Here is an 11544-nt window from a genome sequence, read left to right as displayed (position 1 = left end):
CGCCCGATGAACTTGCGCCACGCTGACCGATGCCGCTCGAGGCGATTGGGAAGTGGCGCTCTCCGAGGACCTGCAGAAGCGCTGGCGCCGCCAGCGCGTGCGACTGGTCTTCGACCCGCAGCGGCCGACGCTGCCGCGCGGCGCCTGGTTCACGGCGCCGGGAAGCACCGCGGGACAGAAGATGCTTCAGGTTGCGCGCGAGGAAGAGGTGGTCGCGCATCGGACCGCGCTCGCACGCGTTCCCGGAGCGCCCGAAGCGGGTATCGCGGCCGTGTGCAAGGTGCGAGGGCTGACGTGGGGCCCGCCACGGCTCGGCCCCGTGACCTACGAGCGCCGGGTCGCGATCCACGCCGTGGTCACGCTGTGGGGCGGGCTGCCGGCACAAGAGGAGTGGGTGCTGTTGCTCGGGCCCGACGGCGCACTGATCGAATGGGCGCGCTCTCCGGAACTCGGTGAACTGCGAGCGCGTGACGGCCTCTACCAGATTCACGACGAGCTGAGCGCCGAGGAAATCGAACGGCTCGTCACGGCTGCGCGCGAACACTTCGATGCGGTGCTTGGAGAGCGCGAACGCGAGTGGGAGCAGGGCGTGGGGCCGCGGCGCGACGAAGAGCTGCGCCGCCTCTCGGCATTCTTCGCCGCGCGCGTCGAGGAAGAGGAAGAGCGAACTCGACGCCGAATCAGCGGTGCCGATGTCGCCGAAACCGAAGACGGCGACACGACCTCGCTCAAGCTCGAATGGGAGCGGCGCGCCGCCGAGGTGCGCCAGCGCTGGGCGCTCCGCACCGAAGTGCGATGGTGGGGGATCGAGGAGTGGGCGTGGCCGGTCGCGGAGCTGGAGCAGGAACTCCGCGCCGGTGCGATGCACGTGCGTCTCACGTCTCGCGTGGACGTCGCTCGCGGTCGCCCGGCGCTGCCGCGCTGTCCCGGGTGCGGGACTCCCGCGGAAATGCTGGTGCGTGCGCGCGGGACGGTGGCGTGCGCGCATTGCGCTCCCTGAGTTCGAGACTCGAAGCCTTGACGGTCCCAACGCGAGCCGCTAACGTCCGGCTCTCCCGAAGTCCATCCTCAGCTTGTATTCAACTTGAGATCAACGTCATAACTGGAGGCATATCTTGTCGTTAGAGTCGCCACGTTCGGTTCAGCTCGCGGATCAGGGCGGCGAGGCCATCGAACGCTTGCAGAGCTTCTGGGCTCGCTCAGGCCGCATTCTTCTCGCCGCGCTCGGCATACTCATTCTGGTCGGCGCGGGCGGGTACTTCATGCGCCGCAATCAGCAGAACCGCGAGTCCCAGGCGGCCACCAAGGTCGCCGAAGCGACCGCCTACTACTGGCAAGGTGACTACGCGCGCTCGACCGAACTCGCCAAGCAGGTCTCCACCCAGTTCGCGGGCACGCGCAGCGGCGCCGATGCGCTGCGACTGCTGGGCGACAACCAGTTCTGGAACGGCGAGTTCAAACCCGCTGCGGAGTCGTACCGCAAGTACCTGCAGAAGTCGGGCAGCGGCCTGCTTGCGGACGCCGCGCGCAGGAGTCTCGCGTACGCCCTCGAGAGCGATCATCAGTACGCGGAAGCCGCAAAGGCCTACGACGAACTGGTCGGGCGATTCGATCGGGCCTCCTCGGCCGAGTTCCTGTGGGCCTCGGCCCGTTGTCTGCGAGCACTCGGTCAGGGCGATCAGGCGATCGAGCGGCTGCGTCGAATCGAGCGGGAGTTCGGCGAGACGACCTACGCGCGCTCGGCCATGATGACGATCGCCGAGATCGAAGCGAGCAAGGGCTAACTCGCGGCCTTGGAAATGAGCGCGGGCCCGGCCGCGGTCGAGCTGCTGTTTCTGTGGCACCACCATCAGCCCGACTATCGGCGGGCGCTCGATGGCCGCTCGCGCCTTCCGTGGGTGCGGCTGCACGCGACCAAGGACTACCTCGACATGGCGCTCCGCGTGGGGCGCCATGCGCGTTTGAGAGTCACGTTCAATCTCGTGCCGTCGCTGCTCGATCAGCTCGACGACGTCGCGGCCGGGGTGCCGGACGAGCTGTTCGAGCGCCTCGCTCGACCCGTGGCGTCGCTCGCCGGCGCCGAACGGGCGGAAGTCGTGTGGCGTTGCCGGATGCTGCCGCCATGGGCGATCGAGTCGTGGTCGCGACTGCGCGAGCTGCTCGAAGCGACCCGCGATTTGGGAGCGGTCGACGACGCGCGGCTGCTGGCACTCGAGTGCTGGTTCCTGATCGCGTGGCTCGACCCGATGTTCCACGACGAGTCCGAGGTGCGCGGCGCGCTCGCCACCACGCGCTTCGATGCATCGCATCGCGACGCGCTGCTGGCGCTGCATGCGCGGCTCGCGGCTCGCGTGATCGAGACCTACCGCCGACTCGGTGAGTCCGGACGCGTCGAGCTGTCGGCTTCGCCGTATTACCATCCGATCCTGCCGCTGCTGGTGGATTCGCGTGCGGCGCTTCGCGCGCGCCCGGACCTGGTGGTGCCGATCGATCCGTTCCGGGCACCCGAAGACGCAGCACTTCAGGTGTCGCGCGCGATCGAGCGTCACACGCGTGCCTTCGGCGCAAGGCCACGCGGCATGTGGCCGTCGGAGGGCAGCGTGAGTCCCGAGGTCGCCGAGATCGCGGCCCGCCAGGGACTGGCGTGGCTCGCGACCGACGAGGGCGTGTTGTGGCGCTCGCTGCCCGAAGGCGATCGCAAGCGCGCGGCACTCTATCGACCGTGGCGCTGGGAGACGGCGGCCGGCCCGATCGCTCTGTTCTTTCGCGATCACGAGCTGTCGGATCGCATCGGCTTCGTCTATCAGCGCTGGGACCCGCGCGATGCTGCGAACGATCTGATCGCACGAGTGCGTCAGCTCGGCGCAGAGCACGCCGGTGAGGAGCTGCCGCTGGTGTCGGTGATGCTCGACGGCGAGAACTGCTGGGAGGGCTACGCGCTCGATGGAGCGCCGTTTCTGGACGCCCTGTACGAGGGTCTCGAGGCCGCGACCGACATTCGCACCGTGACGCCGTCGGAAGTCCTCGCCGAACGAAGCTCGGTCGCCCGCCTGCCGGCGCTCCACACCGGTTCCTGGATCGACGCCGACTTTCACATCTGGATCGGGCACGCCGAGAAGAATCGCGCCTGGGAGCTGGTGACGCGCGCGCGCCGCGCGCTGGTCGACGCGGGACGGACGCTCGAAACGCATCCTGCTGCGTGGGAGTCGCTGCTTCGAGCGGAGGGCTCCGACTGGTTCTGGTGGTTCGGAGAAGACCACTACACGGCCGACAAGGCGGTGTTCGACGAGCTGTTCCGCGAGCATCTGCGAGCGGTGTACGAGTCGGCCGGACTTCCCCAGCCGGCCACGCTGGGATTGCCGATCGCGCGTCCCGCCTCCGATCCGATCACACACCTCAAGCCGCTCGGTCCTCTCACGCCGGTGATCGACGGGCGTCGCAGCCACTTCTACGAGTGGCACGCCGCGGGATGCGTTCGAGTCGGTGCGGGCGGCGGCTCGATGCATCGCGCGGCGGGCATCGCGACCGCGCTCCACTATGGCTTCGATTCGGAACGTCTCTACCTGCGCCTCGACTTCGCCGCCGGCCGCCGCGCCGAAGTGATCGCTCTGCGACTCGAATTGATCGAGCCGCGGCCGCTGCGCATTCAGATCGCCGAACTCAGCCCCGACACCGACGCGGTGCTGCGTCTGATCGGTGCGGACGCCGTCGAGCATCCGATCGAAGGCGCGGTCTGTCGCGTGGGGGAGATCGCCGAGATCGCGCTTCCGATCGCCAGTCTCGGGCTGATCCCCGGCTCGACGCTCGAGCTGATGGTGGAGGTGATCGGCTCCGCCGGGGTGATCGAGAGCGTGCCTGGCGAGGACCTCGTGCGCATCATGTTCCCGGAAGCGCCCGAGGAAGCCAGCCACTGGAGCACCTAGGGCCGCCCCGGAGCGTCGCGAAAGTTTCCGGTTGACCGGCCGCGAAGCGTGATGCTAGTTTTCCAGCACTGCTAGGAAATCAGCACTCACGTCGGGGGACGCCATGAAGAGATTGCGGGACCTGAGTCGTCGCGAGCGCGAGATCATGGACATCGTCTACGGAGTCGGCCGCGCGACCGCCGCGGAGGTCCGCGATCGCATGAGCGACCCGCCGAGTTACTCGGCGGTTCGGGCGACACTTCGCATCCTCGAGGACAAGCAGGTGCTCAAGCACGTCGAGGACGGCGCTCGGTACGTCTACCTGCCGACGGTCACGCGACACCGCGCACGTCAGAGCGCGATGCAGAACCTGCTCGAGACGTTCTTCGACGGCTCGCCGGCGGGCGCGGTCGTGGCGTTGCTCGAGGAGCGGGCGGCACGCATGAGCGAGGCGGATCTTCAGCGCGTCGAGGCGTTGATCGACCGCGCCCGCCGGGAGGGCCGATGAACTCCGAACTGCTTGCCCTGCTGCGTAGCGTGCCGGAACTGATCGCCAGCTCCGCGTTCGCGCGCGGGCTCGTCAATCTGACGCTGCTCACCGGTCTCGGCCTCGCGGCGGTCGCATGGCCGTGGCGGCTCTCGGCGGCGGTGCGGCACCGCATCGCGATCGCGACGCTCCTCGGCGCGCTCGCCATTCCTGCCGCATCCTTCTGGATGCCGTCGGTTCGCATGCCCGTGCTGCCGCCGGACTGGACGGCGCACCCGGCGTCGGTGCCGGCGCTCGAGACCGCGACACCTGCGCACCCGACACTCGCGCACCCGACGCACGCGACGGTCGACGCGAGGGTCTCCGAATCGATCGAGTCCGATCGGTCCACGGGACTGGCTGACACCGAGGCGGCGCTTGCGGCGTCGCCCCCCGCACCGGCTTCCGGCTGGCCGCTCGACGCAAACGCGACTCTGACATTTCTGCTGGCGCTGCCCGCGGTCGTTCTGATCGCCCGCCTGGCTCGCTCGCTGTTCGCCGCCCACCAACTGGTGCGCCGGTCGCGAGCGAGCGAACACCCGTCGCTGCAGCTCGAATTGCGAAACGCGTGCGAGCGGCTGGGGATCCGACGCTCGATCGAGCTGAGGGAGTCCGCAGAGCTCACGGTCCCGGTCCTCTACGGAATGGAGCGCGCGCGACTGCTGCTGCCGCCATCGGTGCTCGAGTGGTCGGCCGAGCGACGACGGGCCGTGCTCTTGCACGAACTGGCGCACGTAGCCCGCCGGGACACGTTGTCGCTGCTCTTCACCCGACTTGCGACCGCGCTGCTGTGGTTCCATCCGTTGGTCTGGGCGATGGCACGCCATGCGCGCATGGCGGCGGAGCAGGCGTGCGACGACGTGGTGCTCGCGAGCGGTGAGCTTGCGTCACGCTATGCCGAGGATCTGCTCGCGATCGCGCGCGCTGCCGACCGTGAAGGTCCCGCGGATGCGGTGGCGCCCGCGTTCGCGCGTCGCTCGACCCTCGAGCGGCGACTGGTGGCGATTCTCACGCCGGCGGCTCCACGTGGGCCGGCGACGGCACGCGCCACTCTATCGATCGGCGCGCTCGCGGCGCTGTTGGTCGGCGGGCTGGGGTCCGCGCGAGTGGTCGCGGCACCCGAGCCTTCGACGTTGCCTCCGCGCGCCGCCGCAACCTCGCAGCCTCCGTTCTCGGGCGCCAGCTCGGCCACCGAGCTCGTGGCGAGTGCCTTCGCGCCCGAGACCTCGAGCGACATGGCGAGGGCTTCGAGCGAACCCTTGGCCTCGAACGAGCCGCTCGCGGGCCTCTCCGAAGCGCGAAAGACTTCGAATCTCGATGAGAAAGAGGACTGGCGAACGGGGGAGAAGTGGTTCAAGTCGGCTACGGGCCACTACAACGAGAAGCGCTACGCCGCCGCGGCGAGCGAATATCTGCACGCCGCCTCGTCCGGCTATCGAATCGAGACCGCCTACTACAATGCGGCGTGCTCGTTCGCGCTGAACGACGATGCGGACAATGCGCTCGATGCGCTCGAACACGCGCTCGACGCCGGCTTCGATCGGCCCGATCTGATCGGCTCGGACGACGACCTCGACGCGATCCGCCGGCAGCGGCGCTTCACGGTTCTGTTGGAACGCGCACGCTCGACCGACCACGCACTCGCCCGGCTACGCGAGCTGATCTCCGACTACGAGGTGCTTCACTCGAGGCGCTCGAGGAATCCCGATGACTGGAGCCACACCGGCGTACAGCTGATGCGGGCCGGAGAGCCGACGCGTGCGGCGGCCGCGTTTGCGAGCCAGTTCGCGATCGACTCGAGCTCGACGGCGCTCTACAACCAGGCTTGCGCCTGGGCGCTCGCGGGCCGTCGCCTGTTCGCTCTCGATGCGCTCGAGCGCGCGGTCCTGGCGGGCTTCGGAAACGCCAGGAGCATCGCGGATGACGACGATCTGGAATCGCTTCGCGGCGATCGTCGCTTCCAGCGCCTGGTCGAGCTGACGAAGGAGCTGGAACTGAGCGAGACGTCGGACTCGCGCAGCGACGGTTCGAAGGGCTGGCGCCAGGCTCTTCAGCGCTACGAGCGAGTGGTGCGCGAGCATCCAGACCTCGGGCGCGCCTGGTTCAATCTGGGCTTCGCGCGGCTGCGTGCCGGCGACCCGGCGGGCTCGGCGGCAGCCTACGAACGAACGATCGCGCTCGGCTATCGACTTCCGACCTCGATGTACAACCTGGCGTGCGCCGCGGCGGCTCAAAACCGTGGGGACGACGCCATCGCGTGGCTGGAGCGGGCCGAGCGCAGCGGATTCGAGAGCTCGAAGTTCGCGTTGTCGGATCCCGATCTCGACGCCCTGAGAACCGACGCGCGGTTCCGGCGCCTGCTGGACCGCTGGCGGCTGGCTGATCGACTCGAAGACGAAGCGCACCAGGCCGAGAAGCAGAAGCTCCACGAGCTCGAAAAGCACAAGGGTCGGTAGCACGATCGCGGAGTCGAATTACGCGATGCCAGGGCTCGAAGGCCGGGGCGGCAACCCCGGCCTTCCTTCAATGGGGCTATGTCGCATAATTTATATTATGTAAACCTGCCCGGATCCGAGCCAGGCCGGCGCGCAGTCGAGCCGCGGGTCGACACGATTCGCCGTCCCTACTTCCCCGCGACGACGAAACTCAGCAGTTTGTCGGGGACGTGAATCACCTTCTTGAGCTCGGCGCCGTCCAGGTACTTGCGGACACGCTCGTCTGCCAGCGCCGCCGCTCGGGCATCGTCTTGCGAGGCGCCGCGCGGCAGCTCGAGCGTCGCGCGCAGCTTGCCGTTGACTTGAACGGCCAGGGTCACGACGTCTTCGATCACCAGCGCCGGGTCGTACGAGGGCCAGGCTTCCCAGGCCAGAGACTCCGCGTGCCCGAGCCGCCGCCACAGCTCTTCGCCCAGGTGAGGCGCGAACGCCGAGAGCAGCAGCACGAACGGTTCGATCAGGGTTCGCGGACGGCGCTCGAGCCGGGTCATCTCGTTCGTGAACACCATGAGCTGAGAGATCGCGGTGTTGAAACGCAGGCCCTCGACGTCCTCGGTGACCTTTCGCACCGTGCGATGGAGCAGCCGCAGGCTCTCGGGTGCCGGTGCGTCGGCGACCAGCAGCGGGCTCAGTTCCGCGTTCTCGGCCACCACCAGCCGCCACACGCGATCCAGGAAACGCGAAATCCCCTCGACTCCCTGGGTGCTCCACGGTTTCATGGACTCGAGCGGACCCATGAACATCTCGTAGAGCCGCATCGCGTCTGCGCCGAAGGCGTCGATCATCTCGTCTGGATTCACCACGTTGCCGCGCGACTTGGACATGCGATGGTTGTCTTCGCCGAGCACGATCCCCTGATGCACGAGTTTTCGGAACGGCTCGGGCGTGCTGACGACTCCGATGTCGAACAGCACCTTGTGCCAGAAGCGTGCATAGAGCAGATGGAGCACCGCATGCTCGGCGCCGCCGACGTAGAGGTCGACCGGCATCCAGTAGCGTTCCTTCACTGAGTCGACGAGCTGAGCGGGATTCCGGGGATCCAGATAGCGCAGGTAGTACCAGCACGACCCCGCCCACTGCGGCATCGTGTTGGTCTCACGCCGACCGCTCGCCTCGCCTCCGCGCGGGTCGCTCGTGTTCACCCACTCGGTCAGGTTCGCGAGCGGGCTCTCCCCCGTTCCCGACGGTTTGATTTCCTGCGCCTCGGGCAGGCGCAGTGGCAGTTGCTCCTCGGGAATCGGGACCGCTTCGTCGCCGACCCACACGATCGGGAATGGCTCGCCCCAGTAGCGCTGGCGCGCGAACAGCCAGTCGCGCAGCTTGTAGTGGATCGCGCCACGCCCCGTCGAGTTCGACTCGAGCCACTCGGTGATCTTCGCGATCGCCTCCGCCGGTGCCAGCCCATCGATGCTGAAGGTGCCGTCCGGAGTGCTCGAGTTCACGATGCGGCCATTCGCGTTGTCGGTGAACGCGGCTTCCTCGACATTCCCGCCCGCGACCACCTCGCGAATCGGTAGCCCGAACGTGCGCGCGAACTCCCAGTCGCGCACGTCATGTCCGGGCACCGCCATGATCGCGCCGGTGCCGTAGCCGGTCAGCACGTAGTCGGCGATCCACACCGGCAGGCGCTCGCCGTTGGCGGGATTGATCGCGTGGCCGCCGGTGAACACGCCGGACTTCTCGCGTCCGACCTCCTGCCGCTGCATGTCACTCTTGCGCACGGTGCGCTCGCGGTACTCGGTCACCGTGTCGCGATGCGCGGGCGACGTGAGCGCTTCGACCAGCGGGTGTTCGGGCGCCAGCACCATGTAGGTGGCGCCGAACAGCGTGTCGGGGCGCGTCGTGAAAATGCGCAGCGCGCCGTTGATTCCGTCGAGGCGGAACTCGACCTCGGCGCCGATCGATCGGCCGATCCAGTTCTTCTGCATCTCGAGCGTGCTGGTCGGCCATTCGACGAGCTTCAAGTCATCGAGCAGACGCTCGGCGTAGGCCGTGATGCGCAGCATCCACTGGCGCATCGGCTTTCGCACCACCTCGAAGCCGCCCACCTCGCTGCGACCGTCGACGATTTCCTCGTTCGCGAGCACGGTGCCGAGGGCGGGACACCAGTTGACCGGCGCCTCGGCCACGTAGGCCAGGCCGCGCTCGTGCAGCCGGAGGAAGATCCACTGCGTCCAGCGGTAGTAGGCCGGGTCGGTGGTGTCGACCTCGCGTTCCCAGTCGTAGGAGAGCCCGGCGCGCTTCATCTGGCGCCGGAAGTTCGCGACGTTCTCGGAGGTCGTCACCGCCGGATGGATGCCGGTCTTCATCGCGTACTGCTCGGCCGGCAGGCCGAATGCGTCCCACCCCATCGGGTGCAGCACGTTGAAGCCGCGCATGCGCTTGAAACGCGACACGATGTCGGTCGCGGTATAGCCCTCGAGGTGGCCGACGTGAAGTCCAGCTCCCGACGGGTAGGGAAACATGTCGAGGCAGTAGAACTTGGGACGTCCCGGTACCTCCCGAGTGCGGAAGGTGCCGTGCTCCTCCCAGTACTGCTGCCACTGGGGCTCGAGCTGCTCGAACGGGTAGCGTTTCATGGGCCGACGGGGTCCAGGGGGCCAAAGCCGCGCGAAGGGTCCGGCAGCATAGCGAATGGCCGCGAGCGACGCGAAACCTCGCCGTCGCGAGGCACGTCCAATCCCGGCACCAGGAGCAATTCTCGCCACGCACTCGAACTGGAGGCACTCGTGACCTCGCTTCTCACTCGTACCGGCACCGTGCTCGCGCTCGTTCTCGCCCTGCTGCTCGCCGGCAGCTCGCCCGCGGCGGCGCAGCAGATCGCCGACACCACGTTCACTCCGCCGATTCCAACTCCGGACTACGCGGCGGGCGCCGGACCGGTGGTGCTGATCGACGAGGGCCATCACAACTTTCACACCCGCACCGGCCGCTTCACTGCGTTCGCGCGACTCGCGGCCCGAAATGGCTACGCGGTGGGTTCCCACTCCACGCGCTTCACGCTCGAGTCGCTCGCCCCCGCTCGCGTGCTGGTGATCTCGAACGCGATCGAGGCGCGCAACGAATCCGCCTGGCGCCTGCCGGTGTGGTCGGCGTTCGACTCCGCCGAGGTACGCGTGGTCGAGCGTTGGGTACGCGACGGCGGCTCGCTGCTGCTGATCGCGGATCACATGCCGTTCGGCGGCGCGGCCGAGTTGCTGGCCGCCGCGTTCGGGGTCTACCTGTCGAATGGCTTCGCAGAGGACTCGAGCGGCGAATCGGAGTTCGTGGTGCGGCGCTCCTCAGGACGGCTCGCGCCGCACGCGATCACCGACGGCCGCAACGCAGCCGAGCGTGTCGACTCGGTCAAGATCTTCACCGGCCAGGCGTTTCGGGCACCCGCCTCGGCCGAACCGCTCCTCATGATGGGCGAGCGCTCGGTGGTGCGTCTCCCCGAGGAGGCGTGGAAGTTCTCCGCCGCGACGCCGCGCGTGCGTGCCGACGGCCTGCTGCTCGGTGCGGCGCTGCGCCATGGCCGGGGCCGAGTGGTGGTCTACGGCGAGGCGGCGATGCTCACCGCGCAACTCGCGGGCCCGAGCCGCGAACGGGTCGGCATGAACGCCCCCGAGGCGGCGCATCACGCGCGCCTGGTGCTCAATACGCTCCGCTGGCTCGCGGCACCCGTCAGCGGTGCGCCGCGCTAGCTCCGGCGGCGCGCGCCGCTCCCGCTCCCGCGACCGTTCGGGTGGCGAGTTCGAGCAGCGCCACGATGTCCGCGCGGCCGCCCTTCCAGGCCGACTCCATCCGATAGAGCGCATCCATCGCCGGCCCCAGCTCCCGCGCGCCGACTCGGCGGGCGAGCAGCGCGCTGAGTTCGCGTGAGCGCGCCCAGCCGCCCAGCGCGCCACCGACCAGATTGACGAGCGCGAACATCACGGTGCCCTCGTTCATGCCGCCGGCCAGCATGCGATGCAGTCGCTGGGTGGCGCGTCGCACGTCCCCCGCCGCCACCGCCGCCACGTACTGCGGCAGGTCGGCGTCCAGCATCGGCGCGCGCAGCGCCTCGACTTCGGCGCGCGTGACGCGGCCCTCGGGGCCGGCAAAGGTCGCGAGTTTCTCGAGCTCGTTGAAGCACGCCGAGGCGTCTCCTTCGCAGGCACTCGCCACCGCCTCCACCACGCCGGCCTCCGCGCGAACCGCGGCGGCCTCGAGGCGGCGGGTTCCCCACGCGACCAGCGCGTCGAAGGCTGGCGGCCATGCCGTCCAAACGCCGTCACATGCAGCGCGGATCGGCGCCAGCGACTTGCGCTCGGTCTCGCTCGCCGATTCGTGAATCAGCACGCAGCTGCCCGCACCGATCGCGGCCAGCCCACCGGCCAGCGCTTCGACCTTCTTCTCGCTTCGTCCGAGGTCCTCGATCTCGAGCACCACGAGCAGTTCGCGGGTCGAGAACAGCGAACCGCCCTGAGCGGTGGCGAGGATCTCTGCGACGTCGTTCTCGCCCGCGCGCATCACGCGAGCGAGCGGCTGCTCGGGCACTGCGCGGGACCACGCGCGCCGCAGCTCGGCGAGCAACGCGGTCTTGAGTGCCTCGTCGGGACCCTCGAGGTAGAGTGCCCGAGGAAAGTGCCCGCCCTTCGCC

General features: G+C 68.7%; 8 protein-coding genes. 6 read left to right on the top strand and 2 right to left on the bottom strand.

Annotation, left to right across the window (positions count from 1 at the left end; all coding sequences use genetic code 11):
* The first annotated feature begins 52 nt into the window (after positions 1 to 52).
* The 5 genes from HOP12_03365 (at position 53) to HOP12_03345 (ending at position 6884) form a co-directional block, all read left to right on the top strand.
* Positions 53 to 1000: a hypothetical protein gene (locus HOP12_03365; protein NOT33189.1), complete on the top strand. Its 948-nt coding sequence runs from the start codon at positions 53 to 55 to the stop codon at positions 998 to 1000.
* 115 nt (positions 1001 to 1115) lie between these two features.
* Complete coding sequence (locus tag HOP12_03360; protein ID NOT33188.1) at positions 1116 to 1784, top strand: tetratricopeptide repeat protein; 669 nt, start codon at positions 1116 to 1118, stop codon at positions 1782 to 1784.
* Positions 1785 to 1799: 15 nt separating this feature from the next.
* On the top strand, positions 1800 to 3923 hold the full coding sequence (locus HOP12_03355) for a glycoside hydrolase (protein NOT33187.1): 2124 nt from the start codon (positions 1800 to 1802) through the stop codon (positions 3921 to 3923).
* A gap of 103 nt (positions 3924 to 4026) precedes the next feature.
* A complete protein-coding gene (locus tag HOP12_03350) occupies positions 4027 to 4410 on the top strand; it encodes a BlaI/MecI/CopY family transcriptional regulator (protein ID NOT33186.1) in 384 nt (127 codons plus the stop codon).
* Positions 4407 to 6884, top strand: coding sequence for a tetratricopeptide repeat protein (locus HOP12_03345; GenBank protein NOT33185.1), 2478 nt, complete (start codon positions 4407 to 4409; stop codon positions 6882 to 6884). The genes HOP12_03350 and HOP12_03345 overlap by 4 nt, the downstream gene beginning before the upstream one ends.
* A 167-nt stretch (positions 6885 to 7051) precedes the next feature.
* Here the strand turns inward: HOP12_03345 and HOP12_03340 are convergent, their stop codons facing one another.
* The gene (locus tag HOP12_03340; protein ID NOT33184.1) at positions 7052 to 9502 is read right to left on the bottom strand and encodes a leucine--tRNA ligase; all 2451 of its coding nucleotides are present in this window, start codon (positions 9500 to 9502) and stop codon (positions 7052 to 7054) included.
* A 150-nt stretch (positions 9503 to 9652) separates the two neighbouring features.
* Between HOP12_03340 and HOP12_03335 the strand changes: the two genes are divergently transcribed.
* On the top strand, positions 9653 to 10606 hold the full coding sequence (locus HOP12_03335) for a hypothetical protein (GenBank protein NOT33183.1): 954 nt from the start codon (positions 9653 to 9655) through the stop codon (positions 10604 to 10606).
* Here HOP12_03335 and HOP12_03330 read toward each other — a convergent pair.
* The coding region (locus tag HOP12_03330; GenBank protein ID NOT33182.1) for a hypothetical protein at positions 10587 to 11544 on the bottom strand (958 nt) is incomplete at its 5' end. The two genes, HOP12_03335 and HOP12_03330, sit on opposite strands and share 20 nt — an antisense overlap.

Source organism: Candidatus Eisenbacteria bacterium, from assembly GCA_013140805.1.
GTDB lineage: Bacteria > Eisenbacteria > RBG-16-71-46 > RBG-16-71-46 > RBG-16-71-46 > JABFRW01.
Note: the sequence above shows the minus strand (reverse complement) of the source record. Positions and strands in the feature narration are given on the sequence as shown.